This window comes from Amycolatopsis sp. MtRt-6 (assembly GCF_017308975.1).
Classification (GTDB): domain Bacteria; phylum Actinomycetota; class Actinomycetes; order Mycobacteriales; family Pseudonocardiaceae; genus Amycolatopsis.
Map to the genome: position 1 here is coordinate 51,365 of NZ_JADWPD010000023.1, position 23,555 is coordinate 74,919.

Here is a 23,555-nt window from a genome sequence, read left to right on the forward strand (position 1 = left end):
TATGGTCGAACCATGCAGAGCGGGGAGACGGACGCGGCGCAGGAGGCGCTGATGCGGTTCGTCCGCAACTTCGGCCTCCACCAGCCCGAGCGCACGCCGTGCGGGCAGCCGCTGCCGGTCTCGGAGGCACACGCGATGGTGGAGATCGCCCGTGCGGGCCGGCTTCGCCAGGTGGAGCTGGCCCGCCGGTTGCGGTTGGAGAAGAGCACCGTCAGCCGGCTGGTCGCCAACCTGGCCGGCCGGGGCTGGGTGCACCGGGAAACAGCCGACGGCGACGGCCGCGGCGTGCTGCTGGTGCTCACCGACGCCGGTGCCACCGCCGCGGCCCGGCAGGCCGACGCCCGCCGGGACCGGCTCACCGTCCTGCTCGAACGCATACCCGACGACCAACGCGCCACCGTGGTGCGCGCGCTCCAGATCCTCGCGGAGGCCACCGGTGAACCGACCTGACCGCACCCTGCTGCTGGTGGCCGCCGCCGCTGCCGTCGCGCTCGGCAGCGGCTGCGCCGCCGACCCTTCGGCGACCTCCGCCCGGCAGGCCGAGGTCGCCGAGCGGGGCGCGTCCGTCATGCCCTTCGACCTCGAACGCACGACCCACCGGTTCACCAAGTCCGGCACCGGCGGCGTGCAGACCGTGGTCGCCGACGACCCGCGCGACACCGCCCAGATCACCCTCATCCAGCAGCACCTGACAGCGGAGGTGGACCGCTTCCGCCGCGGCGACTTCACCGACCCCGCCCGCATCCACGGCACCGAGATGCCCGGCCTGGCCACGCTCCGAGCACACGGCGGGCGGATCACCATCGAGTACGAAAACACCCCCGACGGAGCACGCGCCACCTACACCGCCGGCGACACCGGGCTTCGCACCGCCCTCCACGCCTGGTTCGACGCCCAGCTCGGCGACCACGGCCCGCACGCCACCCGCTGACGGCGCCGACGTGCCACCGAACCACCGGAGTGCCGTGACCTACGTCGTCCGAGCCGAAACACCTCCGGTCGAGGCCTGCCAGCGCCTGCGGGTCGCCGGCGGACCGAGTCCCAAGTCGACCGCGGCGGCAGCGGCGGGCGCCGGCAGCTGGTACTCCGTCGTCGCCCACCACGACGACCACCCGGTGGGCATGGGCCGCGTCATCGGACTGGGCAAGAAGATCATGGGCGACGCACGCCACCTCTACACGCAGTACGGCTTCGCGGAAACCGCGCCACACTCGGCCGGCATGGCACTCCGGCTCTGACCTGATCGCGCCGACCGACCATCGACCTCTCGAAGAACGGACGGAACGCACCTCAACTATCGGTTCTCGTACTACCCCACCTAGCGGAAGCCCGCGGAGGGCTGAGTACCGTGGAGACGTGGCGGCGACCCGGCTCGGCAAAGTACAGCAGGTCCTGCTGCTGTGCGCGCTCGCGCTCTGCGTTGCCGCCATGCACCACGTCAGCATGGCGACGAGCCCCGAGCACGGCTCCGTGACGCACGCCATGCCGGCTTCCCAAGCCGAGTCGTCCGCGGTCGTCGACTCGGGCTCCGGCGAACACCAGCCCGGCATGCCGGACGGTGCCCACGATCTCCGCCACCTCTGCATGGCCGTGGTCGGTGCGGTGGTGGCTCTTTTCCTCGCCCTCCTGGCGCTCAGCCGGTCGCGGCCGGCGGAAGTTCTCCCGCCGGCAAGTCCTCGCGGCTCCCCCGCACCCGGACGTCCACCCGACAGACGTGGCCGGCTGATCCTCACCTCTCTCTGCGTTCTGCGGACCTGACCGGCCGCGTTCTCCGCGGTCCTCACCGGTCTTACAGCAGCAATTCACAGAGAAGGATTTGTCATGCGCAAAACTCTGCTCGTCAGCGGCGTCGCCGCCATCTCCGCGCTCGTGCTGAGCGCGTGCAGCAGCAGCGACCACGCGTCCATGTCCGGCATGAGCTCCAGCGCGTCCGCGCCGGCGCCGGCCCCGAGCCGGCAGGCGGCCGGCCACAACGCCGACGACATCGCGTTCGCCCAGCAGATGGTTCCGCACCACAGCCAGGCCCTCGACATGGCGAAGCTGGTGCCGTCCCGCAGCACCAACCCCAAGGTCGTCGACCTGGCGAGCCGGATCGAAAAGGCCCAGGACCCGGAGATCCGGCAGATGCAGGGCTGGCTGACCGCCTGGGGCGCTCCCTCGGCCTCGTCGACGCCGGGCATGCCCGGCATGGATCACGGGTCGACGGGCTCCATGCCGGGCATGATGTCCGACGCCGACATGCAGAAGCTCGGGCAGGCCAAGGGCGCCGAGTTCGACAAGATGTGGCTCGACATGATGATCCAGCACCACCAGGGCGCGGTCGAGATGGCCAGGACCGAGCTGTCCAAGGGCAGCAACGCCGACGCCAAGGCACTTGCCCAGAAGATCATCGACACCCAGCAGGCGGAGATCACGGAGATGCAGGGCCTGCTTTCGCAGAGCTGATCCCCCGACTCCCGGCGGCCACCCCGAGTTACCCCGGGGTGGCCGTCGCCTGCCTTCACAGAGGACAGACAACTACCCGGCTAGTACTACTCCGATTAGTTGACCGTCCTCGCGGCAGGAGATTCAGAACCCGTGACACCGCACCGGCGATCCCTGCGACATCCGCTCGCCGCCACCACCGCACTGCTGCTCATCGGCTGGGGAACACTCCCCGCGAGCGCACAGCCGGCACCGCCACCCAGCAGCCAGGACCCCATGCGGCGCTACCAGGAACTGGGCGCGCAGGCGGCCAAGGCCGACGAGGACCTGCTGACCGCGCAGGACCAGCTGAACGCGCGGCAAGCCGAACGCGACAAGGCGAACGCGGACGTGACCAAGGCCAACGACGACCTCGGCAAGGCGCAGGCGGCCGTCGCGCAGTTCCGGCCGCAAGTGGACACCATCGCGCTGTCCGCGCTCGACGGCGGGCAGCTCGGCAACGCGGCGATGCTGCTGGACAGCGGCAACCGGCAGGAGTTCCTCGACCGCGCTTCGGCGTTGTCGATGCTGGCCGATCAGAAGACCGTCGTCCTCGGTGGCCTCCGCGACGCCGTGAACCAGGCCGAAAACGCGAAAACCACCGCGGCGAACGCGCAGAAGACGGCCCAGCTGGCCGCCGACGACGCGGCCACGGCGCTGGACGACGTCCGCAAGCGCCAAGAGGACCTGAAGGGACAGATCGCCGAAGTCCGCAAGGCGCTCGGCAATCTTTCCTCCGCAGACCGCAAAAAGCTCGGCACGGTCCAGGACAACGGCTCGTACCTCGGTCCGCCCGGTGCCGCGAACGACGCGCTGCAGGCCGCGCTGTCCAAGCGTGGCTCGGAGTACGAGTGGGGCGCCACCGGGCCGAGCGAGTTCGACTGCTCCGGCTTGACGTCCTGGGCGTACAAGCAGGCCGGCGTCACGATCCCGCGCACCAGCCGCCAGCAGTTCACCGCCGGCAAGGCCGTGCCGCTCGACCAGCTCGTCCCGGGTGACCTCCTGTTCTACGACGACGGCACCGGCAACGCGGCGGCGATCCACCACGTCGCGATGTACGTCGGCGACGGCAAGATGGTCGACGCCCCCACCGAAGGGCAGCTGGTCGACGTGCGTCCCCAGCGCGGTGACGGCCACCTGCTGGGTGCCCGGCGCATCGTCGGGTGATCCCGGCCGGACGGGTATCCTTTTGCGCGGAGGTGCCATGCTGAAGCTGGGCGAGCTCGAGGCGTCGGTCATGAACGCGCTGTGGAGCGCGACGGAACCGATGCGGGTCCGCGAGGTGCTCGACGAGCTCAACCGGCACCGCGACCTGGCCTACACCACCGTGATGACGGTGCTGGACAACCTGCACCGCAAGGGCTGGGTCGTCCGGGAGATGGAGAACCGCGCCTACCACTACACCGCGGTCACCTCCCGCGAGGAGGCCACCGCGCAGATGCTGCGGGAGCTGCTCGACTCCGGCGGCGATCGGGAGTCGGTGTTGCTGCACTTCGTGCGTTCGACGTCGGAGGAAGAGTCGGACTTCCTCCGCAAGGCACTGCGCCGGAAGCCGCGCAAGCGGTGATCACGGCGGCCGCGATCCTGCTCGGGGTCCTGGTGGTCGGCTGGTGGTCACCGCGGCCGCTGAGCAGGCTCTCCGCCCTGGTGAGCCCGGGCACGGCGCTGACCTGGTGGTTGCTCACCGCGGCCGGTCTCATCGCCGGAACCATCGCGGGTGTGCTGCTCTTGGTGCTGCCCGGCCACGGCCCGGCCGCGGCCGTCCTGGCCGTGCTGCACGACTGCTGGGCCGCGGTCGGCCACGGCAACCTGCCCGCCCTCGATCCGATCGCCGGGGGCATCGCGACGGCCGTCGTGCTGGCGGCGGCCGCCCGGCTCGCGCTGGCTTCGGCCGGCCGCCGCCGGCGCCGCAACGTCCTGCACCGCCGCCACCTGCTCGCGCTGCGGCTGTCCGGCTCGGCCGACGGCCGCCCGCTGCCGACCCTCTGGGTGCCGGAGGACGAGCCGGTCGCCTACAGCCTCGGCGGCCGCCAGGCGCTGATCGTCGCCAGCACGGGGTTGAAGGACCGGTTGTCGGCCGGGGAGCTGCGCGCGGTCTTGGCGCACGAGCGCGCCCACGTCCACAGCCGGCACCACCTGCTCACCGCGGTGGCGGACGTCCTGGGCCGCACGCTCGGGTTCGTCCCGCTGCTGCGGGAGCTGCCCGGCGCGGTCCAGTTGCTGGTCGAGCTGGCCGCCGACCGGACAGCGGCGGAGCAGTGCGGCCGCGAGCCGCTGCGATCCGCGCTCCTGTCGATCCGGGCGGTCGAGGGTCCCCGGCGGTCGCTGGCCATGGCGGGCGGCGACACCACGATCCGGCTGCAGCGGCTCACCGCCCACACCGGCTCGCGACTCGTGTCCCGGGCGGTGACCGTGGCCGGCGGGTTCGCCGCACTGGTCGCGCCCGCCGCGGTCGCCGTCGCTTTGGTGGTCGGGACCAGCCTGGTTTCGTGCCCGTGAGAGCCGTCAGCAGGCCTGCCGCGGTCAGTGGGAACCTGGTCGCCGGTCTTGGGTCGGCGCCGGTGACCTGACGGCCCTCCTCCGCGCATGTGCTGCGAAGCTCGGGATGCGGTGCGCGCGCACCCGCCGCCGGGCGAGCACGGCCACGACGACGATCTTCAGGACGACGACCGCGAGCACGACGTCCGCGGCCACGCTGGTCCAGCGCCACGACGTGAGCGCGGCGCTGCCGACCGCGACGTGCGCGACGACGGCCAGCACCACCGCCGCGACCAGGGCGATCTTCGTCCCACGCCGGCTCACCACGTCGGATGCCGGCGCTTCCGCTCCCTGCCAGATGACCTTCACACCTTCCCGCTGCCCGAACCGCTCGAGGTCGGCGGTGAGCAGATCCCGGATCACCCGCAGCCGGTCGTCACCGTCCACGTCGAGCCGCACCGCCAGTTCCTCCGCGGTGCTCCGCAGCGTGCACCGGCCCCACGTGAACTCGATGAGCCCCGCCTCGTCGGTCCATTCGACACGGACCACCTCGGGACGTTCCTGGCCTCGGTGCGGCTTCCGGGCTCCCATGGCCTCGGCGTGCCGGCATGGCTCAGCTCCTCGTCAGGGCGGCGAACCACGCGCCGATGTCCCACGGTGGACGGGTGACGTAGAGATCGTCGGGACCGCGCACGACCTGCGGGTGTGCCCTGGCTTCAACCATGCGGCAAGTTTTATCGAGACAGAGTGTCGCTGTCAATCCTTGCTGTATTGACCGTGCCGTTGTGTATCCTCCGCTGGTGCCCAAGCTGTGGAACGAGACGATCGAGACCCACCGCCAGGCGGTCCGCGACGCGACGCTGGACACGACCGCCGCACTGGTCGCCGAGCACGGTCTCACGTCGGTGACGATGTCGAAGATCGCCGAGAAGACCGGCATCGGGCGGGCGACGCTCTACAAGTACTTCCCGGACGTCGAATCGATCCTCTCTGCCTGGCACGAACGCCGGATCAGCGCGCACCTGCACGAACTCGCCGCGGTCCGCGACCAGACCGCGGACCCGGCCGCCCGCCTCGAACGCGTCCTGAAGGCCTATGCCCTGATCCACCGCGAGAGGGTGCGGCACCACAACGAGCCGCACGGCGCCGAACTCGCCGCCCTCCTGCACCCGGACGAGCACGTCGCCCACGCACAACGGCATCTGCACGAGATGTTCCGCGAACTGCTGGAGCAGGCAGCCGAGGCCGGCGCTGTTCGCGACGACGTCGCCGCCGAGGAACTGGCCACCTACTGCCTGCACGCCCTCACCGCGGCCGGCGGGCTCCCCTCCGACGCGGCGGCCGAGCGGCTGGTCGAGGTCACCCTCGCCGGCCTCCGCCCGCCGGGCACTGCTTGAGGTTTGCCCGCAGGAGAAGTCTTTGCGCACGGACGCGAACCGCTGTGGATGCGGCGGCCTGGGAACCGACCGGGGACCTGAGCCACTGTCCGAAAAGGACAAGTAGCCGACCTGAACCGGGTTGTTGCGAGCGTGTCGCGTTGCGATCAGCGGCCGGACTCTGTCAGCTCCCTGCCAGGTCCGGCGGTGGCTATTGTGAACTGATGCGTGAAACGCCCGAAGAACTCGATGAGCTCCAGGCCCTGCTCGACGCATCGCTGTCCCGCTCCACCGATCACCTCCGTTCGATCGTCGCCGAGCACACCTCGACCGCCGAGCAGCTCACCCGGATCCTGGTCGGCATGTGCACCCTCGCCCTGTCCACCGTGACGGCGAAGGGCGAGCCGCGGATCAGCGGCGTGGACGGGCACTTCCTGCACGGCAAGTGGTACTTCGGCACCGCACGCAGCGCCGCCAAGGCCCGGCACCTCGCGGCCCGCCCCGCCGCCAGCGTCGCGCACATGCGCGGCGAGGACCTGGGCGTGTTCACGCACGGCACAGTGGAGATCCTCAACCCCGAGGTCGGCGAGCCGGCTGCGGACTGGCCAGACCTGCTCGCGTACCTCAAGGACTTCTACGGCGATCACACCGACTGGGACAAGGACGTGTGCTACTACCGGCTGCGTCCGCACTGGATGACCGTCTACGCCCCCGACGCCGCGAAGCTCATCGCCAAGTGACCAGCCGTCAGCCGGCCAGTGCACGCAGCTTCGGCACCGGAACGCGCTTTCCGTACGCGACGACAGTGCGCTGCCCGTTTTCGCCGAACCAGGTCAGCAGCGCCGATCCGCCTGGCACGCTTCCCTCGACGAGGTCCGGCTCGCCGGGTGGCGGCAACGGGCCCACGACCTTGACGGCCAGGCCGAGGATCTCCGTCCAGAAGTAGTCGTCGAGCGGCGGCCCCGCCGGGACAAGATCCAGTGCCGACGCGGCGGCCGCCTTGCCCTGGGCGACGGCGGTGGACCAGAACGGGGTGCGCGTCCCGCCGGTGCGAAGGCACGTCACGTCCCCGGCGGCGAACACGCCCGGTATCGCGGTGGCGCAGGCCGGGTCGATGGCGACGCCGTGGGGACCGGCCAGTCCGGCTTCCGCCAGCCAGGCCGTGTTCGGCACCTCGCCACAGCAGGTGACGACCAGGTCGGCGGTGAGGGCGGTGCCCTCCGCCAGCCGCACGCCGTCGACCGGATCGCCGGTCAACTTCGCCGGTCCTCCGGTGACGATGACGCGGACGCCGTGTTCTTCGGCCCGCGTGGTGATCGCCCCGGAGACGAACGGGCCGAGGATGCGGCGCAGCGGCGGGTCGACGTCGACCACGGTCACCGGGATGCCCCGGGCCACGCAGGCGCTGACGACTTCCAGGCCGAGGAAGCCGGCGCCGACGACGACCGCCGAACGAGCGGCGTCGAGCCGTGTGCGCAGCCGGCGTGCGTCGTCCAGGGTTCGCAGTACCGTTTCGCCGCGTTGGCCGGGAGCGGCGATCCGCCGGGCACGAGCGCCGGTGGCGATGATGAGCGCGTCGTAGCCGATCTCCCGGCCGTTCGCGGTGGCCACCACCCGCCGGTCGAGGTCGGCGGTCACCGCGGGCGAGCGGACGACGTCGATGCCGAGCCCGTCGAGCCGGTAGCCGAGCGTGCTGTCGGCACGGTCGTCCTTGAGCACGGCCTTGGAGAGCGGAGGCCGGGCGTAGGCGCCGCACTCTTCCGCGCCGATCACGGTGATCGGACCCGCGTGGCCCCGTTCTCGCAGCTCCCTCGCCGCGGTGATGCCGGCGATGGACTCGCCGGCGACGACGATCGAGCGCGGTGGTGTCACGGGAGCTCCCGCAGCGCGGCGACCGGGCACGAGGTGACGGCCGCCCGCGCGGCGGCGAGCTGCCCCGGCGGGATGTCGGTGCCTTCGAAGTGGTGGACGAGTTCGGCGTCGTCGTCGAGCTCGAAGATCGCGGGAGCTTGCTCGGCGCACAGGCCGTGGCCTTCGCAGCGGTCGTAGTCGGCGGAGATCTGCACCGGATGTCCTTCTTTCAGGCCGGGACGAGTTCGATCGGGAGCCGCCCGAGGCGGTGGATGATGTTGTTGCGCGCCCACTCGGGTGGCCCGGCCGGCTCGATCCGGTCGACGCGGGTCACGAGCGCGCGCAGCATTGCCTGGGTTTCCAGGCGGGCGAGGCCCTGCCCGGCGCAGCCGTGCGTGCCGTGGCCGAAGCCGAGCTGGCGGGCGGCGTCCCGGCGGATGTCGAACGTGTCGGGGTCGTCCCACTCCAGCGCGTCCCGGTTGGCGGAGGCGTAGAGGACGAGGACCCGGGAGCCCGCGGGCAGTGCGGTGCCTGCGACCTCGGTGTCGCGTGCGACCTTGCGGCTGAAGGCACGCAACGGGGATTCGTAGCGGACGATCTCGTTGACCGCGTTGGGGATCAGGCCCGGGTCGGCCTTGAGGAGCTGCCACTGGCCGGGGTGGGTGGCGAACAGGTGGAGGGCGCTCGCGATCGCGCTGAGCGTGGTGTCCAGGGACGGCACCAGGTAGTCGACCATCAGCGCCGGGCACTCGGCGTGCGGGAGTTCACCCGCGTCGGCCGCGCGCAGCAGGTCGTCGCCCATGCTGCCGGGCAGGACATTCCGCCGCTTCGCGACGGTGTGCGCGAACCGCGCCATGCCCAGGCCGGCCGGGACCGCCTGCACTGCCTGGCCGTTCAAGGGCCCCAGGATGTCGAAGGTGGCCGCACCCCACCGCAGCAGGTTCTCCCGCCCCTCCGCCGGCCACCCGACGAGGTCGGGGACCACCGCCGCGGGCAGTGCGGCCGCGACTTCGACGCCGTCGACGGTGCGCCGGGCGACCGCGGCGTCGACGATCTCGGCCGCCTGGCGTTCCACGACGTCCCGCATCGCGCGCAGCGCCCGGGGTGTCAGCCGGTGAGCGACCAGGGCCCGGCGGCGGGCGTGGTCTTCGCCGTCGCTGTTGAGCGTGGTGCCCCGGGAGAGCCGGTTGGCGATCGGATTGAGGGCGACGCCGTCGCCGGAGACGAAGGTCTTGTCGTCCAGCAGCACGGCCTTGCATTCGGCGTAGCGGGGCAGCGCGTGGACGTTGTGCTTGGGCAGCCACACCACCGGCCCGAGTTCACGCAGGTTCGCGTAGTGCGGGTACGGGTCCAGGATCGCTTGCGGCGAATAGATGTCCGGCCGGTACACCGGCACTTCGTGGCGTTGGGGCATCGTTGCTCCTTGTCAGGGGTACCAGCACCGCGAGAGGCTGTCAGCGGCGCTCAGCACCGTGCCGTCCGGTCGGACGACGGCCGCGCCGGTACGCAGCCAGCGGTGCAGCTCGCCGGACATCCGGGTGGTGACGAGGACCGCGCCGGACTCCCGGATGGCGGCTCGCTCGGTCTCCGACGGCGTGCTCGTGGTGACGACGGCGAAGCGGCCGCCTGCCACGTCGTCGAACCGGGTTCCGTCGTCGAGCAGGGCATTGGGGCACAACCGTCCCGCCAGGGACGACCGGAAGCGAGACCGCACGACCAGGTCCGAGCGGTGCAGTGCCGGCGTCGCGCTGTCGAGGACGCGGCCGTTCAGGCGCGGCGCGACCACCCGGCGGATCAGGTCGCCGAACCGGCCGCCTTCGGTCATGGCCTTGCCGACCAGCACCGCCCGCCGGATCATCGCGCGGGCGTGCGGCCTGCGCTCCGCCTCGTAGGTGTCGAGTGCGCTGGCGGGCAGGGTTCCGTCGAGGACACCGGCGAGTTTCCAGGCGAGGTTGGCCGCGTCGCGCAGCCCGGCGCCCATGCCCTGGCCGATGAACGGCGGTGTGAGGTGGGCGGCGTCGCCGAGCAGGAACACGCGGCGGTCGCGCCACCGGTCCGCGAGCTGCGCGCGGAAGGTGTACTCGGCGACGCGGACGATCTCCAGGTCGATCTCCCCGGTCCACGGCGCGATCAGCGGGTGCAGCCGACGGACGTCGTCGAAGTCGCCGGCGGTTTCCCCCGGCAGCAGCCGGAACTCCCAGCGGTGGCGGGTTTTCCCGATGCGCATGTAGGTCGCCGCGCGGTGCGGGTCGCAGACCTGGTGCACGCCTTCCCACTGGCCGAGGTCGGCGGTGGTGGCGACGTCCACCACCAGCCAGCGCTGGTCGAACTTCAGGTCGGCCATCGTCGCGCCGATCGCCGTCCGGGTGCGGCTGTTGGCGCCGTCGCAGCCCAGGACGTAGTCCGCGTGGATCGTCTCGCGCGCGCCGGTGCCGCGGTCGGTCGTCTCGACCCGCACGCCGGTCCCGTCCTGCCGGATACCGGTGACCTCGGTGTTGCCGCGCAGGGTGACCGTGCCGGCCGTCGCCAGGTGGGTGCGGAGCAGCTGCTCCAGGTCGGGTTGGTCGAACATGTTCGCCTCCGGGTAGCCGTGCCGGCCGCCGCCCGGGGAACGGCGGAACTCCGCCAGCACCCGCAGGTCCGGATCGAGCAGCCGCAGCCCGTGGCAGGGCCAGGAGATGGCGGCGAACTCCCCGGCCAGCCCGAGCCGCCCGAGGATGCGGTGCACCTCGTCGTCCAGGTGCACCGCACGAGGCCGCGGGTAGACCGACTCCCACCGCTCCAGCACCAGGCACTCGACGCCGTACCGGCCGAGCAGCGCCGCGGCGGTCAGCCCGGCCGGGCCCGCCCCGACGATGACGACGGGCACCCTCACGGCGACACCCCGAGGGCCACGAGGTAGCCGGCGACGAGCACCGCGCAGACCAGCGCCGGGACGAGGTCGCGGGCCTTGTCGTGGTTGCGCACGTGCGTGACGAGGGCGCCCGCGAGCAGGAGGAGCAGGCCGGCCCCGGCCAGTGCGCCGAGCACCGGCACGGCCAAGCCGACCAGGAGACCGGCGGCCCCGGCGATCTCCAGCGCGCCGATGCCGCGGTAGGCGGTGACGGAGAAGCCGGCGTGCGCGGCGCGTTCCCGCATGGGCGCGAGCGCGAACAGCTTGGCCGCGCCGAAGAGGAAGAAGATGGCCGCCCCGAGAACCGACAACGCGATCATGAGGTTTCTCCGAAGGTCAGGCGGGCAGGGACGGTGTAGCGGCCGAGGGTGGCCCTCACCTTGGATTCGTCCACTTCGGACGGAAGAGTGATCACGACGGTCACGGTGCCGTCCTCGATCACCGCGTCGACGGTCACGCGATCGAACGGAGCGAGGGCCTCGGCGATCGCGCGGCGGGTCGCGTCGGCGCGCAACGCGAGCTTGTAGGGCTTGCCGACGTCGGTCACGGGCAGCGCGTCGAGCACGGTGACGGCCTTCGGCGCGGCGGCCCGCTCGGGCACGCGGTCGGCGGCCCAGGCGAGCAGGTCGGCCTCGGTCGCCGTGGCGCCTGGTGTGCGGGTCACGTAGGCGACGGGCACCTCGCCGGCGTGCTCGTCGGGGCGGCCGACCGCGCCGGCCGCGGTCACCTGCGGGTGGGTCAGCAGGGCGTCCTCGATCATCGCCGGGTCGATGTTGTGGCCGCCGCGGATGATGAGGTCCTTGGCCCGGCCGGCCAGGTGCACGAACCCGTCGGCGTCCAGCCGGGCCAGGTCACCGGTGTTCAGCCAGCCGTCGCGGAGTTTGCCGAGGCCGTCCAGGATGTACGCGTTTTCGTCACGCCCGACGACATAGCCGGGGAACACCGTGGGGCCGCTGATGGCCAGCACCCCGGTCTCGCCGCGGGGCAGCTCCTCCCCCGTTTCCGGGTGGACGACCCGCATCCGCTGGTAGGGCAGGCGCTGCCCGACGGTGCCGGGGCGCGTCACATCGGGAAAACTGCGCGCGCTGGCGCAGGTGGCTTCGGTCAGCCCGTAGCCCTCGACCAGCGTGACGCCGGTGTGTGCCTGGAAGCCTTCGCGCACGGCGGCCGGCAGTGGTGAAGCGCCGACCATGGCGAACCGCAGGCTGGCGATGTCGGCGTCGACCGGGCACTGCGCGAGCACCGCGTACACGGTCGGGACCGCGCTCATCGCCGCGATCCGGTGGTGCTCGACGATCTTCCAGAACTGCCCGTACAGGGCGGGTTCGCGGTAGCCGAGCGGGCCGGCCCACACCGCGTGCTGACCCTTGAACAGCGGCGCGAGCAGCGTCACCACGAGCGCGTTGACGTGGAACAGCGGCAGCGCCGCGAAGACGACCGAGCCGACGTCGAGCAGCGAGTTCGCCGCGATCATCCACGCGTCGGCGACCTCGTTGGCGTGCGTGTGCGCGGCCAGCTTCGGCGCGCCGGTGGTGCCGCCGGTGTGGAACAACGCGGCCAGATCCGACGCCACCGGGGGTTCGCCGGCGAAATCGGACGGGTCCATTGTGGCGGAGAGCTCGGCGAGGTAGCCGACGCGTACCCCGTCGATGGCGGGCAACGCGGGCGGTTCGCCGGCCGCGCCGGTCGGGCGCAGCACGAGGACGACGTCCAGCTCGGTGGCCAGCGTCCGGGCGGTGTCCCAGGTTTCCGGGGCGAGTTCCGGCCCGGCGGTGATCAGCACGCGTGCGCCGGACAGGCGAAGCAGCTCGCCGAGGTGGTCGCGGGACAGGCCGCCGTTCAGCGGCGCCGCGACACCGGCAAGCTGCGCGGCCAGGGTCGCCGGGATCAGCTCGGCGCAGTTGGGCGACATCAACGCGACCGCATCGCCCCGCCCGACCCCGAGGTCGCGCAACAGGTTCGCGTAGCGGTGGACATCGGCGAGCAGCTCGCCGAACGTGCGGCGGACGGGCTCCCGCCACCGCGCGGCCTCGGGCAGCACGGTGGTCGCCGGGCGATCCGGCCACCATCCGGCGGCCCGCTGCAGCAGGGCGTAGGTCGACTCCGGCAGGCCCCGTTCGGTGAGCGGGACGGCCTCGATCGCGGCCAGGTCGGCGGGTCCGGCGTAGCGCGGCCACAGGGAAGCGCCGGTCATCGCCGGTACCTCACGACCGTGCGCTGGGTGCCCAGATCGAGGGCACCGTCGTCGGTCGCGACCGACGCCTCGACGACGTCGCCGTCCGCCAGGTACTTCGGATTCTTCGCCTGTCCCTTGAAGAACAGCTTCCACTTCAGGGCCGGGGGCAGCAGCGCGGCGATCTTCTCCACGGCTTTCGGCGGCGCGGACAACGCGGTGCCGGCCGGAGTCCCGGTCAGCACCAGGTCGCCGGGATCCAGCCGCTGGAACCGGGCCAGGGCCCGCAGGGCCTCGAGCGGGCGGTAGATCATGTCGTCGCCGACGACCGCGTTCTGCCGGGCCGTGCCGTTGACCGACAGCCGCAGCCGCAGGTCGGCGAACCGCTTCAGCTCACCGGCCTCCAGGAGGACGAGGGCGGGCCCGGCCGGGGTGAACGTCGGGTACGACTTGGCCTCGTAGAACTGGGTCTGCGGCAGCTGGACGTCGCGGGCGGAGACGTCGTTGGTCACGACCAGGCCGGCGACGCACTCCTCCGGGTCGGTGATCTCGCTGCCGACCGGGATCTCCCGGCCGATGACCAGCCCGATCTCCACCTCGTAGTCGAGCAGGCGCACGTGCGGCGGCTTGACGACGTCGTCGAACGGGCCGCTGATCGACCCGGACGACTTGCGGAAGAACGTCAGGGGCACGGTCTTCGGGTCCATCCCGGCGTCCGTGACGTGCGAGGTGAAGTTGGTCATCTGGGCCACCACGCGGCAGGGCGCGGTGACCGGGGAGACCAGTGCGAGGTCCTCGACCCGGTCGGTGAACGGGCCCGCCGCGGCGATCGCCGCGCGGTCGGCGAGCAGTTCGGCGGTGGTCGTCGCCGTCGTGGGGATCTTCGCCGCGCCGGCCGCGGTGGCGAGGTACCAGGCGTCGGCGGTGCGCAGGACGGTCAAGGTCATGAGCGGGCCACTTTCAGCAGGCCCAGCAAGCGCCGGGCGTCGAATTCGTTGTCTTCGCGGAGCGCGGAGAACACCGCGCGCAGTTCGCGCAGGGATTCCTTGCCGGGCTTGACGCCGAGGAAGTCGGCGGTGGCCGGCGGTCCCCACTGAGCCAGCCCGGAGGTGGTCAACGGGGCCCAGCCGGGCTCGAGGGTGTTGTCGAACAGGTCGCCGTCGCTGAAGTGCTCGACCATGAACCCGTCCGGATCACGCCAGTAGTCGAAGAGCTGGCTGCCCTCGATGTGCCGGCCGATGCCCCACGAATGGTGGTAGCCGTGCTCGCGCAGGTACTCGCCACCGGCGGCCAGCGCGTCGAGATCCGCGACCTGGTAGGCCGAGTGCACGTAGCGGTCGGCCGGGCCGAGCACCATGGCCAGCGTGTGGTGGTCGGCCGGAGTCGCGCCCCGGTCGCACCGGATGAAACTCATGACCGGCCCGCGCCCGCGCTGGCCGGGGTGGTACATGAAGTCGCTGACGATCAGGCCCAGGTGGTCCAGGTACCAGTCCAGTGCCTCGCGGTAGCGGGTCGTCTGCAGCACCACGTGCCCGAGCCGCTGCACCAGCGCCGGGGCCCGGGGCGGGCGTTGCGTGGCGTTGACCCGCCGGACCTCATGGCCGAAGTTGAGCTGTTGCGGGTCCTGCGGCGGCAGCGCGGGCAGCTCGTGCGCGTCCGACACGACCCGGACCCGCAGGCCGCTCGGGTCGGGCAGGTCGAGGACGACGCCGCCCAGCGTCTCCGGCAGCCGGGCGACCGGCCGGCCGGTGGCTTCGGCCAGCCGCAGGACGTCGCCGGGGGTGGCGGCCAGGAACGCCGGCCCCAGGAACTTCGACCGGGCGCCCTTGCGGATGATCACGCACGGCGCGCCGGCATCGGTGCCCCGCAGGTGCAGCTCGCGGCCGGTGCTGAGCACGGTGGTGAACCCGAAGGCCCGGGCGAACACCTCCGCCCGCTTCAGGTCCGGCTTCTCGAACTCGAGCCAGGCCAGGTCGTGCACCTTGATCACCGGGTTCGCCGCCCGGCCGGGGTGCTCACCCGCGAGCGCGCCGCGCTCGCTGTGCAGCCCGCTGTGCGGATCTCCCATGGCTCCTCCATCCACGTTGATGACGATATCGTCACTTACGAGCATATCCTCAGTCAAGAGTTTCTGACGATTTCCTCACCAGTGACGCCGTGGGCTACGATGCGGCTTGGACCTGCGAAGACGGGAGCACGGATGCCGGAGCACGCTCCGAGCCGACTGGAACGGCGCAAGGCGCGCACCCGCGCGGCCCTGGTCCGGGCGGCCCAGGCACTCATCGCCGAGGGGCGGACCGCGGTGCCGATCCTGGAGATCACCCAGGCCGCGGACGTCGGGATGGGGTCGTTCTACAACCACTTCGAGACGAAGGAGCAGCTCTACCAGGCCGCGATCGAGGACGCCCTCGACGTCCACGGCGCCCTGCTGGACGAGCTGACCACCGGCCTGGACGACCCGGCACAGGTCTTCGCGCAGAGCTTCCGGCTGACCGGGCGCCTGCACCGGCGGCATCCCGAACTCAGCAAGGTGCTCCTCCACCACGGCCTCGAGCTCGCCACCTCGGAGAGCGGACTCGCTCCCCGTGCCCGTCGCGACATCGAGGCAGCCGTGCGAGCCGGCCGCTTCACCGTCACCGACGCCGAACTCGCCATGGTCACCGTCGCCGGGGCCGCACTCGGCCTCGGCCACCTGCTGCACTGCCGGCCCGAGCGCGACGACGCCGCCACGACCGACCAGGTGACCGAGGACCTGCTGCGCATGCTCGGCCTCACCGCCGCCGAAGCCCACGAGATCTGCGGTCGCCCGCTGCCCGACCTCGACGCGACCGCGACCGGGCCGGACACCGCCGCCTGACACAGCGTTCCGGCTCCGAGGAAAGTTACAAACCGCCGCCGTGGCGGATGTGTATCGTATGGGAGCGCTCCCATACGTCGACGTCAGGAGTTCCAGGTGGCTGCTCAGCGGCGGAATCGCCTACGGTCCGGGAAATTCCTCGCCGCGACCGGTTGCCTGGTGGCGGCGCTCCTGACCACCGGAGCACCACCGGCTTCCGCCGCCGGGCCCAGCCTGTCGGTGGACCTGTTCGCGGCCCGGCACGCGATCAGTCCCGACATCTACGGGATGAACGGCGGTGACCCCGCACTCGTCGCCGAGCTCGGCATCCCGGTCTCGCGCTGGGGCGGCAACGCGACCAGCCGCTACAACTTCAAGAACCACACCTACAACACCGGCAGCGACTGGTACTTCGAGAACATCGTGGCCGGGCCGGACAACACCCTCGAGGCCTACGTCCAGCGCAACCGGGACCGCGGGATCAAGCAGGTGGTCACCGTGCCCATGTCCGGCTGGGTGGCGAAGGACTCGCCGTCGTCCCACCCGTTCGCCTGCGGGTTCCCGGCGACCCGGTTCCCGCAGCAGGACAGCTTCGACCAGTGGGACGCCAACTGCGGCAACGGCCGCCTGAACAACACCGACCTCACCGGCGCCGAGCCCACCGACACCTCGATCCCGGCGGACGCGTCCTTCGCCGGCGAAATGGTGTCGCACCTGGTGAACCAGTTCGGCCCGGCGGCGCGCGGCGGCGTCCCGATCTACGAACTCGACAACGAACCGGTGCTGTGGAGCGCAACCCACCGCGACGTCCACCCCCAGCCCGTGTCCAACGACGAACTGGGCACCAAGAGCACCGCGACCGCGGCGGCCATCAAGAAGGCCGATCCGCGGGCGGCGGTCCTCGGCCCGTCCGGGTGGGGCTACTGCGAATGGGTCGCGTCCGGTGTGGACGGTTGCGCGCCGGGCGCCGACGCCGCCGCCCACGGCGGGCTCAACCTGTCCCAGTGGTTCCTGAAGAACATGAAGGACGCGGGCAACGCCGCGGGCAAGCGGCTGCTCGACTACTTCGACCAGCACTATTACCCGCAGATCAGCGGCGACAAGACCCCCGAAGCCAACGCGTGGCGGCTGCGGTCGACCCGCTCGCTGTGGGACCCGTCCTACGTCGAGGAGTCCTGGATCGGCCCGACCGGCGTCAACGCGCCACCCCTGCAGTTCATCCGCACGATGAAGCAGTGGATCGCCCAGTACAACCCCGGCACCAAGACCGCCATCACCGAGTACAACTGGGGCGCCCTCGACGACATCAACGGCGCCCTCGCCGAAGCCGACGTCCTCGGCATCTTCGGCCGCGAAGGGCTCGACCTGGCCACCATCTGGGGCGAGCCCAAGCCCACGGACCCGGGCGCGTACGCGTTCCGGATGTACCGCAACTACGACGGCGCCGGAAGCAAGTTCGGCGACATCAGCGTCTCGGCGGCCAGCACCGACCAGGGCCAGCTCGCGATCTACGGCGCGCAACGCCGGAGCGACGGGGCACTCACGCTCATGGTGATCAACAAGACCGGCACCGAACTCAGCTCTCCGCTGTCGATCACCGGCTGCGGCACCGGCAAGGCGCAGCGGTTCACCTACAGCCCGGCCGATCTCTCCTCGATCGTGCGGGGCCAGGACCTCGCGGTGCACCGCGGCCGCGTCACCGCGACGTACCCGGCGAACTCGATCACCCTGCTCGTCCTGCCGCGCGCAGGCCGTTGACGATCAGGTCCAGGCCGAAGGCGAACTCGTCTTCCAGCGGCACCGGCAGCGAGTCCGCGACCGCGAGGGTGGCCGGAAACTCCGCCGGCGACACGTGGTGGAAGTGCGCCGACGCCCGCGTCTGCTCGGCAGCGTCGCCCGATCCGGCGAGCTGGATCGCGAAGCCGAGGACGTACCGCGCGAGGGTCGCGTAGGCGCGCGCGGCGAGGTGCGGCGGGAGCCCGCCGTCGAGGAGGATGGCCAGGCAGCGTTCTCGCAGCACCATCGCGTTCGGGCCGGTCGGCGTCTGCTCCATCAGCAGGGGCGCGATCCGCCGGTGCCTGCCCAGCGCCTCGAACATCGCCCGCGCGACCGTCCGGCAGGCCTGGTCCCAGTCCAGTTCCGCCAGCGACGCGGCGTCCAGGTCGACCTCACCGAAAACGCGGTCGACCACGTGCGTGATCAAGGTCGCCCGGTTGCCGAAGTGGCGGTAGAGCGTGGCCGTGCCGGATTCGAGGCGCTGGGCGAGCGTCCGCATCGACAGCGCCTCGGCGCCTTCCTCGTCGACGAGCCGCAGCGCCGCGGCGAGGATCCGGTCCAGCGGGACGGCGGGACGGCCACGTGACCGCCGAGCGGCCGGGGACGAACTGGTCACCCGCCCAGTATGGCCGCGGTTGACACCCTCCGCAATAACGGCAACACTGTTGCCATTATGAAGACCACCCACACCCGGTCAGTTTCGGTCGACGGCCTGCGCGTGCACTACGAACGCGCAGGTCAAGGGCCCACTGTGGTGCTGTTGCACGGCAGCGGGTCGTCCCTGGAAGGCTTCGAGCGCGTAGCGGCGTTGTTGTCGGCGTCACACGACGTGATCCGCCCGGACCTGCCCGGGTTCGGGCGGACGGGGCCGCGGCCCGACCGCGACTACCGCGTCCGGACCTACGCGGGCACGATCGCCCGCTTCCTGACCGCCCTCGATGTGCCGCACTTCGCGCTGGCGGGCAATTCGCTCGGCGGCAACATCGCGTGGAACCTGGCCCTGGACGCCCCGGACCGGGTGGACGCGCTGGTGCTGGTCAACGCCACCGGCTACCCGGAGAAGACGCTGCCCGCCGGGTTGCGGCTGGCCCGGAACCCGCTGCTGCGCCCGTTGCTGCGGCGCTGGCTCCCGCGCGGCGCGACCGAACGCGGGCTGCGCGAAGCCGTCGGCGCGAACTCCGCGATCGTGGACGACGCCATGGTCGACCGGGTGCACGCGCTGACCAGCCGTCCGGGCAACCGGTCGGCGTTCGTCGACTTCGCCAACACCGACCAGCCCGACCGCAGCGGCGAAATCCCGAAGATCGCGGTGCCGACGCTGGTTCTGCGCAGCGCGAGTGTCGATGGGCAGCACTTCGCCCGCGACATCCCCGGCGCCACCGAGCGCGTCCACGCCGACGGTGGCCACCTGCTGCCGGAAGAGGACCCGGACTGGGTGGCCGCGGCGATCGAGGAGTTCCTGCGATGAAGTACTTCGTCGCCTCGGATGAGGACCGCCGGCTCGACGCGACCGCACGCCGGACCTTGCGCGGCAGCTTCGTCGCCCTGTCCGACGGGGTGACGCACTACGAGCTGACCGGCCCCGAGGACGGGGAGCTCGCCGTGCTGGTCGGCGGGATCACCATCCCGCTGTCCTATTGGGACGCACTCGCCGCGCGGCTGCACGCCCGCGGCCTGCGCACCCTGGCCTGCAGCGCCTACGGCCGCGGCTACTCCGACCGGGTCCGGGGCGCTCATGACGAGGCGTTGTTCGTCCGGCAGCTGGCCGAGCTCACCGCCGCCCTCGGCCTCACCGGGCCGCACCACGTCGTCGGCACGTCGATGGGTGCCCTGGTCGCGATGGCTTATGCGAACCGGGACCCGGCGGCCGTGGCCACGCTCACGATCGTGGGCCCGGCCGGGCTGGGTGCGCGTCCGCTGCCGCAGCGGTTGCTGCGCAACGATCTGCTCGCCGGAGTCATCGCCCGGCGCTTCGGCCGCAACCTCCTGGAGGGCCACCTCGGGCACAACGTCCGCGACCCCGCCCTCTCCGCCCGGCTGGTCGCCATGGTGCGGGACGCCTACCGCTACGAAGGCTCCCTCTACGCGTTTTTCCAGACCCTGCAGGACTTCCCGCTGTACGAACGGCAAGAGCTCTTCCGGCGGACCGGCAGCCTCGGCCTTCCGGTGCTGCTGGTGTGGGGCGACGACGACCAGGTCACCCCGATCACCCACCTCGGCACCGTCCGCGAACTGCTGCGCCCGCGGCGGACCCACGTCATCACCGAATGCGGCCACATGGCCCCCTACGAACGGCCGGACGACGTCGGCGACCTGCTCGCGTCGTTCGCCGTTCCCCACCCGGATCGGCTCCAACCATGAACGAACCCCTCGACGTCCTGATCGCCGGCGCCGGCCCGGCCGGCACCACCCTGGCCATCGACCTGCTCCGCCGCGGCCTGGCCGTCCGGATCGTCGACAAGGCCCCGCACTCCTTCGAAGGCTCCCGCGCCAAGGGCATCCAGCCGCGGACCCTGGAAGTGTTCGACGACCTCGGCGTGCTCGGCGACGTCCTCGCCGGCAGCAGCGACTACCCCCGCCTCGGCATCCACCTGGGTCCGGTCACCGTTCCGTGGCGGATGTTCCGCAACCGCGACCGCAGCGCCGACGTCCCCTACCCGAACACCCGGCTGATGCCGCAGTACCGCACCGACAGCGTGCTGCACGACCGGCTCGAGCAGCTCGGCGGCAAGGTCGAATACGGCCGCGAACTCACCGAATTCACCCAGGATGCCACGTCGGTCACCGCCACCGTGACCGGCGACGACGGCACCGAACAGATCACCGCCCGCTACCTCGTCGGCGCCGACGGCGGAGCCAGCGCCGTCCGCAAGCACCTCGGGCTGGGCTTCCTCGGCGAGACCCGCGAGGCAGACCGGATGCTCATCGTCGACGCCGTCACCACCGGCCTGTCCGAAAACCGGTGGCACGTCTGGCCCGGCGTGAAAGGCCGGTTCGCCGGCGCCTGCCCGCTGCCGCACACCGGTCTGTTCCAGTGGATGATCCGCCTCTCCCCGGACGAAGAACCGCCCGAAGGCGAAGAAGCGATCACCCGGCGGATCCGGGCGCACACCGGCAACCGGCACATCGCCGTGCGCGACATCCGGTGGCGGTCGGTGTTCCGGCCCAACATCCGCCTGGCCGAGGCCTACCGCCGCGGGCGGGTCTTCCTCGCCGGCGACGCCGCCCACGTGCACACCCCCGCCGGGGCCCAGGGTCTCAACACCGGCATCCAGGACGCCTACAACCTCGGCTGGAAACTCGCCCAGGTCCTCGCCGGAGCCGACCCACAGCTGCTCGACACCTACGAAGCCGAACGCCTGCCCATCGCCGCGGGCGTGCTCGGCCTGTCCACGAAGAAGTACGAAGGACTTGCCAAACTCGACCCCTCCAGCCTGCGCCGCGGCAAGGACGAACAGCAGCTGTCGCTGACCTACCACGGCGGCCCGCTCGCACCCGGCGGAACCGACCGCACGACGACGCTGCAGGCCGGCGACCGGGCACCGGACACCGACCTGGGCGGTTCACGGCTGTTCGACGTCTACCGGGGCCCGCACTTCACCCTGGTCGCGTACGGCACCCAGGCCGCGGCAGCGAGCGACGAACTCGCCTGGCCGGCCGCGGGAGCGCCGCTCCGGCGGATCACCGTCGACGGACCGGGCAGCTTCCGCCGCGACTACGGGATCGAGGGTGACGCGCTGCTGCTTGTCCGGCCCGACGGCTACCTCGGGCACATCGCGACCCACGACTTCCTCGAGTCGACCCGCGCGGCCGTGCGCGCCATGACCCCGGAGGTGGCCGCATGAGCCGCACCCTGCTGCGCGGCGCACGCGTGATCACCATGGCACCGCACCGCCCCGACACCGAACACGCCGACATCCTGATCGACGGCGGCACCATCGCCGCCGTCGGCGAAAACCTCGACGCGACCGGCGCGGAGATCGTCGACCTCACCGACCGGATCGTCCTGCCCGGCCTGGTCAACGCCCACCTGCACACCTGGCAGACGGCCCTGCGCGGCGTCGGCACCGACTGGACGCTCGCGGACTACCTCGGCCGCATGCACGGCGCCGTGGCCGGGCACTACCGCCCCGAAGACATGCGGATCGGCACCCTCGCCGGCGCGCTGAGCCAGCTCGACCGCGGCACCACCACCCTCGGCGACTGGTGCCACAACACCCCCACCCCCGAACACACCGACGCCGCCCTCGACGGCCTCCGCGCCTCCGGCATCCGCGGGGTGTTCCTGCACGGCACTCCCTACTCCGCGCCCGACGCGACCCATCCGTTCAGCGAGGTCGACCGCCTGGCCGGCGGACCACTGCTCACCATCGGCGTGGCCGTCCGCGGCCCGCAACTGTCCACACCGGACACCGCGATCGCCGACTTCCGCGCCGCCGCCGAACGCGGGCTCGTCGTGTCGATGCACCAGAGCGGCGGAGCACCCGGGCCCGCGTGGGCGGCCGTGCGGGCCGCCGGGCTGCTGGGCCCGGACACCAACGTCGTCCACGGTGCCGGGCTCACCGAAGAGTGGCTCAAGATCCTGGTCGACGCGGGCGCGAGCATCACCAGCACGCCCGAGAACGAACTCGGCCAAGGCCACGGCTTCCCCGTCACCGGGCACCTGCTCCGGCTGGGCGCCGCGCCCTCGCTGGGCACCGACACCGACGCCGTCACCCCCGCCGACGTGCTCTCCGCCGCCCGCACCGCACTGGCGCACCAGCGCGGCCACGACCACGACCACCACCGGCAGACCACCGGCTCCTTCGCCCTCACCACGACGATCACCGCCAAGCAGGCACTCGCCTGGGCCACTGTCGAAGGCGCCCGCGCTCTCGGCCTCGCCGACCGCGTCGGCCGGCTCGACGCAGGCATGCAAGCCGATCTCGTCGTCATCGACGCCCCGGCACCGAACCCGATCGCCGCCGCCCTGCACGCCACCGCCCGCGACATCGAAGCGGTCATGATCGCCGGACGCTGGCGCAAACGCGACCACACCCTCCTGGACGTGGACATCGACGCCGTGCGGGACCAGCTGCGGGACTCCTCGGCCCGGCTCCTCCCCCACGTCACCGGCTGATGAGCACGCGGGACGAGCTGGCGAGCCGCACCCGGGCGGACCTGTTGACCGCGGCGAAGCGGTTGTTCGGTGAGCGCGGCTACCTCGACACCAAAGTCACCGACATCGCGGCCGCGGCCGGGCGGGCCGTGGGGTCGTTCTACAGCCACTTCCGCGACAAGGAGCAGCTCCTCACCGTGCTGCGCGGCGAGCTCGCCGAGCCACCGGCCCCCGACGACTCGATCCGCGGCCACGTCACGGCCTGCTGGACCACATTGCGCACCCACCGCCCCACGGCCATCGCCCTGCTGCAGTCGGCGACCGCCGCCGCCCCGGCCTCCGGCCGCTTGCGGGACGAACTGGCCACCTGGACGGCCCCACTGCGCAAGCACCTGGAAGACCGGCGCGACCGCGGCGAGCCGCTCCCCGGCGACCCCGAACTGGTGGCCACGGCGGTGGGCTTCATGCTCGCCGGCCTCAACCACACCCTGCCCACCGGCGACGACCGCGTCCCCGACGTGGTCACGAACCTCGTCCTCCACGGCCTGACCGGCTCCGAGCAGTGAGCCGCTGCTCGGGCGGCTCGGCAGGCACGATCCGGCGCGGGGCCT

At 71.9% G+C, this 23,555-nt stretch carries 27 protein-coding genes; 17 read left to right on the forward strand and 10 right to left on the reverse strand.

Features of this window, described 5'->3' with window-relative positions; translation table 11 throughout:
- Positions 1-12 precede the first annotated feature (12 nt).
- The 8 genes from I4Q55_RS32410 to I4Q55_RS32445 all read left to right on the forward strand — a co-directional run bounded on the left by I4Q55_RS32410 (position 13) and on the right by I4Q55_RS32445 (position 4,962).
- On the forward strand, positions 13-450 hold the full coding sequence (locus tag I4Q55_RS32410; RefSeq protein WP_206793248.1) for a MarR family winged helix-turn-helix transcriptional regulator: 438 nt from the start codon (positions 13-15) through the stop codon (positions 448-450).
- Positions 437-931: a hypothetical protein gene (locus I4Q55_RS32415; protein WP_206793250.1), complete on the forward strand. Its 495-nt coding sequence runs from the start codon at positions 437-439 to the stop codon at positions 929-931. The genes I4Q55_RS32410 and I4Q55_RS32415 overlap by 14 nt, the downstream gene beginning before the upstream one ends.
- Positions 932-965: 34 nt before the next feature.
- A complete protein-coding gene (locus I4Q55_RS32420; RefSeq protein ID WP_206793253.1) occupies positions 966-1,238 on the forward strand; it encodes a hypothetical protein in 273 nt (90 codons plus the stop codon).
- Between the two features lie 118 nt (positions 1,239-1,356).
- The gene (locus tag I4Q55_RS32425; protein WP_206793255.1) at positions 1,357-1,758 is read left to right on the forward strand and encodes a DUF6153 family protein; all 402 of its coding nucleotides are present in this window, start codon (positions 1,357-1,359) and stop codon (positions 1,756-1,758) included.
- A gap of 63 nt (positions 1,759-1,821) precedes the next feature.
- Positions 1,822-2,445: a DUF305 domain-containing protein gene (locus I4Q55_RS32430; RefSeq protein ID WP_206793257.1), complete on the forward strand. Its 624-nt coding sequence runs from the start codon at positions 1,822-1,824 to the stop codon at positions 2,443-2,445.
- A gap of 132 nt (positions 2,446-2,577) precedes the next feature.
- Positions 2,578-3,630, forward strand: coding sequence for a C40 family peptidase (locus I4Q55_RS32435; protein ID WP_206793259.1), 1,053 nt, complete (start codon positions 2,578-2,580; stop codon positions 3,628-3,630).
- 37 nt (positions 3,631-3,667) lie between these two features.
- Positions 3,668-4,030 carry a BlaI/MecI/CopY family transcriptional regulator gene (locus tag I4Q55_RS32440; protein ID WP_206793261.1) on the forward strand — a complete coding sequence of 121 codons (363 nt, stop codon included), beginning with the start codon at positions 3,668-3,670 and terminating at the stop codon, positions 4,028-4,030.
- A complete protein-coding gene (locus I4Q55_RS32445; protein ID WP_206793263.1) occupies positions 4,027-4,962 on the forward strand; it encodes a M56 family metallopeptidase in 936 nt (311 codons plus the stop codon). Before I4Q55_RS32440 ends, I4Q55_RS32445 begins: the two co-directional genes overlap by 4 nt.
- A gap of 24 nt (positions 4,963-4,986) precedes the next feature.
- On the opposite strand, the gene I4Q55_RS32450 is transcribed toward I4Q55_RS32445, so the two are convergent.
- The gene (locus I4Q55_RS32450) at positions 4,987-5,490 is read right to left on the reverse strand and encodes a DUF2218 domain-containing protein (RefSeq protein ID WP_206793265.1); all 504 of its coding nucleotides are present in this window, start codon (positions 5,488-5,490) and stop codon (positions 4,987-4,989) included.
- Between the two features lie 251 nt (positions 5,491-5,741).
- On the opposite strand from I4Q55_RS32450, the gene I4Q55_RS32455 reads away from it, so the two are divergent.
- Both I4Q55_RS32455 and I4Q55_RS32460 read left to right on the forward strand, forming a co-directional pair.
- Positions 5,742-6,338: a TetR/AcrR family transcriptional regulator gene (locus I4Q55_RS32455; protein WP_206793267.1), complete on the forward strand. Its 597-nt coding sequence runs from the start codon at positions 5,742-5,744 to the stop codon at positions 6,336-6,338.
- 203 nt (positions 6,339-6,541) lie between these two features.
- A complete protein-coding gene (locus tag I4Q55_RS32460; RefSeq protein WP_206793269.1) occupies positions 6,542-7,057 on the forward strand; it encodes a pyridoxamine 5'-phosphate oxidase family protein in 516 nt (171 codons plus the stop codon).
- Positions 7,058-7,064: 7 nt separating this feature from the next.
- Here I4Q55_RS32460 and I4Q55_RS32465 read toward each other — a convergent pair whose 3' ends face one another.
- Genes I4Q55_RS32465 through I4Q55_RS32500 form a run of 8 tightly spaced genes read right to left on the reverse strand, consistent with a single transcriptional unit; the run spans position 7,065 to position 15,302 of the window.
- Positions 7,065-8,189, reverse strand: coding sequence for an NAD(P)/FAD-dependent oxidoreductase (locus I4Q55_RS32465; RefSeq protein ID WP_206793270.1), 1,125 nt, complete (start codon positions 8,187-8,189; stop codon positions 7,065-7,067).
- A complete protein-coding gene (locus I4Q55_RS32470; RefSeq protein ID WP_206793272.1) occupies positions 8,186-8,383 on the reverse strand; it encodes a ferredoxin in 198 nt (65 codons plus the stop codon). The genes I4Q55_RS32465 and I4Q55_RS32470 overlap by 4 nt, the downstream gene beginning before the upstream one ends.
- A gap of 14 nt (positions 8,384-8,397) precedes the next feature.
- Positions 8,398-9,582: a cytochrome P450 gene (locus I4Q55_RS32475; protein ID WP_242547187.1), complete on the reverse strand. Its 1,185-nt coding sequence runs from the start codon at positions 9,580-9,582 to the stop codon at positions 8,398-8,400.
- A gap of 12 nt (positions 9,583-9,594) precedes the next feature.
- Positions 9,595-11,043, reverse strand: a complete 1,449-nt coding sequence (locus I4Q55_RS32480; protein WP_307793363.1) for a bifunctional 3-(3-hydroxy-phenyl)propionate/3-hydroxycinnamic acid hydroxylase — start codon at positions 11,041-11,043, stop codon at positions 9,595-9,597.
- Positions 11,040-11,381, reverse strand: coding sequence for a DoxX family protein (locus I4Q55_RS32485; RefSeq protein ID WP_206793274.1), 342 nt, complete (start codon positions 11,379-11,381; stop codon positions 11,040-11,042). Before I4Q55_RS32485 ends, I4Q55_RS32480 begins: the two co-directional genes overlap by 4 nt.
- On the reverse strand, positions 11,378-13,255 hold the full coding sequence (locus I4Q55_RS32490; protein ID WP_206793277.1) for an acyl-CoA synthetase: 1,878 nt from the start codon (positions 13,253-13,255) through the stop codon (positions 11,378-11,380). Before I4Q55_RS32490 ends, I4Q55_RS32485 begins: the two co-directional genes overlap by 4 nt.
- Positions 13,252-14,181 carry a fumarylacetoacetate hydrolase family protein gene (locus I4Q55_RS32495; RefSeq protein ID WP_206793279.1) on the reverse strand — a complete coding sequence of 310 codons (930 nt, stop codon included), beginning with the start codon at positions 14,179-14,181 and terminating at the stop codon, positions 13,252-13,254. The genes I4Q55_RS32490 and I4Q55_RS32495 overlap by 4 nt, the downstream gene beginning before the upstream one ends.
- The gene (locus tag I4Q55_RS32500; RefSeq protein ID WP_206793281.1) at positions 14,178-15,302 is read right to left on the reverse strand and encodes a VOC family protein; all 1,125 of its coding nucleotides are present in this window, start codon (positions 15,300-15,302) and stop codon (positions 14,178-14,180) included. Before I4Q55_RS32500 ends, I4Q55_RS32495 begins: the two co-directional genes overlap by 4 nt.
- Before the next feature lie 132 nt (positions 15,303-15,434).
- On the opposite strand from I4Q55_RS32500, the gene I4Q55_RS32505 reads away from it, so the two are divergent.
- Both I4Q55_RS32505 and I4Q55_RS32510 read left to right on the forward strand, forming a co-directional pair.
- Positions 15,435-16,091, forward strand: a complete 657-nt coding sequence (locus I4Q55_RS32505; protein WP_206793283.1) for a TetR/AcrR family transcriptional regulator — start codon at positions 15,435-15,437, stop codon at positions 16,089-16,091.
- A gap of 159 nt (positions 16,092-16,250) precedes the next feature.
- Entirely contained in the window at positions 16,251-17,828 is a 1,578-nt protein-coding gene (locus tag I4Q55_RS32510; RefSeq protein ID WP_307793364.1) for a glycoside hydrolase family 44 protein, read from the forward strand.
- On the opposite strand, the gene I4Q55_RS32515 is transcribed toward I4Q55_RS32510, so the two are convergent.
- Positions 17,794-18,462 (reverse strand): TetR/AcrR family transcriptional regulator, encoded by a 669-nt coding sequence (locus I4Q55_RS32515; RefSeq protein ID WP_206793287.1) that lies wholly within the window; start codon positions 18,460-18,462, stop codon positions 17,794-17,796. The two genes, I4Q55_RS32510 and I4Q55_RS32515, sit on opposite strands and share 35 nt — an antisense overlap.
- Before the next feature lie 57 nt (positions 18,463-18,519).
- Between I4Q55_RS32515 and I4Q55_RS32520 the strand changes: the two genes are divergently transcribed.
- Genes I4Q55_RS32520 through I4Q55_RS32540 form a run of 5 tightly spaced genes read left to right on the forward strand, consistent with a single transcriptional unit; the run spans position 18,520 to position 23,510 of the window.
- Positions 18,520-19,314, forward strand: a complete 795-nt coding sequence (locus I4Q55_RS32520) for an alpha/beta fold hydrolase (protein ID WP_206793289.1) — start codon at positions 18,520-18,522, stop codon at positions 19,312-19,314.
- Positions 19,311-20,207 carry an alpha/beta fold hydrolase gene (locus I4Q55_RS32525; protein ID WP_206793291.1) on the forward strand — a complete coding sequence of 299 codons (897 nt, stop codon included), beginning with the start codon at positions 19,311-19,313 and terminating at the stop codon, positions 20,205-20,207. The genes I4Q55_RS32520 and I4Q55_RS32525 overlap by 4 nt, the downstream gene beginning before the upstream one ends.
- Complete coding sequence (locus I4Q55_RS32530) at positions 20,204-21,691, forward strand: FAD-dependent oxidoreductase (RefSeq protein WP_206793293.1); 1,488 nt, start codon at positions 20,204-20,206, stop codon at positions 21,689-21,691. Before I4Q55_RS32525 ends, I4Q55_RS32530 begins: the two co-directional genes overlap by 4 nt.
- Complete coding sequence (locus I4Q55_RS32535) at positions 21,688-22,965, forward strand: amidohydrolase family protein (RefSeq protein ID WP_206793295.1); 1,278 nt, start codon at positions 21,688-21,690, stop codon at positions 22,963-22,965. The genes I4Q55_RS32530 and I4Q55_RS32535 overlap by 4 nt, the downstream gene beginning before the upstream one ends.
- On the forward strand, positions 22,965-23,510 hold the full coding sequence (locus tag I4Q55_RS32540; RefSeq protein ID WP_206793296.1) for a TetR/AcrR family transcriptional regulator: 546 nt from the start codon (positions 22,965-22,967) through the stop codon (positions 23,508-23,510). Before I4Q55_RS32535 ends, I4Q55_RS32540 begins: the two co-directional genes overlap by 1 nt.
- Positions 23,511-23,555: the final 45 nt, after the last annotated feature.

What these genes read in the sequence shown, in the direction of transcription:
- I4Q55_RS32410 (WP_206793248.1), top strand. Translation starts at nt 13, where the DNA reads ATGCAGAGCGGGGAGACGGACGCGGCGCAGGAGGCGCTGATGCGGTTC.
- I4Q55_RS32430 (WP_206793257.1), top strand. Translation starts at nt 1,822, where the DNA reads ATGCGCAAAACTCTGCTCGTCAGCGGCGTCGCCGCCATCTCCGCGCTC.
- I4Q55_RS32440 (WP_206793261.1), top strand. Translation starts at nt 3,668, where the DNA reads ATGCTGAAGCTGGGCGAGCTCGAGGCGTCGGTCATGAACGCGCTGTGG.
- I4Q55_RS32460 (WP_206793269.1), top strand. Translation starts at nt 6,542, where the DNA reads ATGCGTGAAACGCCCGAAGAACTCGATGAGCTCCAGGCCCTGCTCGAC.
- I4Q55_RS32475 (WP_242547187.1), bottom strand. Translation starts at nt 9,582, where the DNA reads ATGCCCCAACGCCACGAAGTGCCGGTGTACCGGCCGGACATCTATTCG.
- I4Q55_RS32485 (WP_206793274.1), bottom strand. Translation starts at nt 11,381, where the DNA reads ATGATCGCGTTGTCGGTTCTCGGGGCGGCCATCTTCTTCCTCTTCGGC.
- I4Q55_RS32490 (WP_206793277.1), bottom strand. Translation starts at nt 13,255, where the DNA reads ATGACCGGCGCTTCCCTGTGGCCGCGCTACGCCGGACCCGCCGACCTG.
- I4Q55_RS32495 (WP_206793279.1), bottom strand. Translation starts at nt 14,181, where the DNA reads ATGACCTTGACCGTCCTGCGCACCGCCGACGCCTGGTACCTCGCCACC.
- I4Q55_RS32500 (WP_206793281.1), bottom strand. Translation starts at nt 15,302, where the DNA reads ATGGGAGATCCGCACAGCGGGCTGCACAGCGAGCGCGGCGCGCTCGCG.
- I4Q55_RS32505 (WP_206793283.1), top strand. Translation starts at nt 15,435, where the DNA reads ATGCCGGAGCACGCTCCGAGCCGACTGGAACGGCGCAAGGCGCGCACC.
- I4Q55_RS32520 (WP_206793289.1), top strand. Translation starts at nt 18,520, where the DNA reads ATGAAGACCACCCACACCCGGTCAGTTTCGGTCGACGGCCTGCGCGTG.
- I4Q55_RS32525 (WP_206793291.1), top strand. Translation starts at nt 19,311, where the DNA reads ATGAAGTACTTCGTCGCCTCGGATGAGGACCGCCGGCTCGACGCGACC.
- I4Q55_RS32530 (WP_206793293.1), top strand. Translation starts at nt 20,204, where the DNA reads ATGAACGAACCCCTCGACGTCCTGATCGCCGGCGCCGGCCCGGCCGGC.
- I4Q55_RS32535 (WP_206793295.1), top strand. Translation starts at nt 21,688, where the DNA reads ATGAGCCGCACCCTGCTGCGCGGCGCACGCGTGATCACCATGGCACCG.
- I4Q55_RS32540 (WP_206793296.1), top strand. Translation starts at nt 22,965, where the DNA reads ATGAGCACGCGGGACGAGCTGGCGAGCCGCACCCGGGCGGACCTGTTG.